Annotated in this window: 1 protein-coding gene; it reads right to left on the bottom strand. The window is 74.0% G+C overall.

Annotated elements, in window-relative coordinates:
• Positions 1-1,025 (bottom strand): PfkB family carbohydrate kinase (locus ACTWPW_RS64300; protein WP_443175057.1); only part of this gene is annotated, 1,025 nt, incomplete at both ends.

Here is a 1,025-nt window from a genome sequence, read left to right on the forward strand (position 1 = left end):
CCGGGTCCGAGGGCACCAGCCGGTCGAGGAAGGCGTAGCGGCGGGCCAGCGAGCTGCCGTACGCGCCGCTGTGATCGGCCGCCGCGCGCACCTCGTGCCACCAGTCGGCGATGTCGCCCCAGCCGGGCGCGGCCAGCGAGCCGCCGAACTGCTGCACGGCCAGCGCCGCGCACACCCCGGCGAACGCCAGCCGGTCGTTCAGCGGCCAGCGGCACAGCGTGCCGAGCACGATGCCCGCGCCGAAGACGTCGCCCGCGCCCGTCGGGTCGAGCGCCGTCACCCTCGGCGCCGGCACGAACGCCTCCTCGCCCGTGTCGGAGTCGATCGCCATGGCGCCGTTGGCCCCGTCGGTCACCACGGCCAGCGGTACCTTGTCGGCGATCGCGTACAGCGCGTCGCGCGGCGTCTCGGTGCGGGTGTAGGCCATGGCCTCGGTCGCGTTCGGCATGAACGCGTGGCAGACGCCGAGCTGGTCCAGCAGCGTGCGCGACCAGACGCCCGACGGGTCCCAGCCCACGTCCGCGAAGATGAGCGCGCCGTCGCGGTGGGCCAGCTCGGCCCAGTTGCACGCGCCGCCGGGCTTGCCGAGCGGCTCCTCCGCCGACAGCGTCACGATCACCGCGCGGGAGCGGGGCGGCTTGCCGATCATCTCGGCGGCCGGCATGGGCGACGGGTGCCCGTGGGTGACCATGCTGCGGTCCCGGTCGACCGCCATGGAGACGGTCACGGGGGAGTGCCAGTGCTCGAAGCGCCGCGACCGGGACAGGTCCACCGACTCCTGCTCCTCCAGGGTGCGCCAGCAGAAGTCGCCGTAGTCGTCGTCGCCGAACGCGGCCGCCAGCGACGTGCGCAGTCCCAGCCGGCTGGTGGCGATGGCCAGGTTGGCGATGCCTCCGGGGCACGAGCCCATGCCCTCGGCCCAGATCTCCGTGCCCGCCGCGGGCATCGCGGGCAGGCCCGTGAAGATGATGTCCAGGAAGACAGTTCCGGCCAGGAAGACGTCGAATTGCGGTCCCTCCGGGGTC

Origin of the sequence: Nonomuraea sp. KM90 (assembly GCF_052246675.1) — a bacterium.
Taxonomy (GTDB): Bacteria; Actinomycetota; Actinomycetes; order Streptosporangiales; family Streptosporangiaceae; genus Nonomuraea.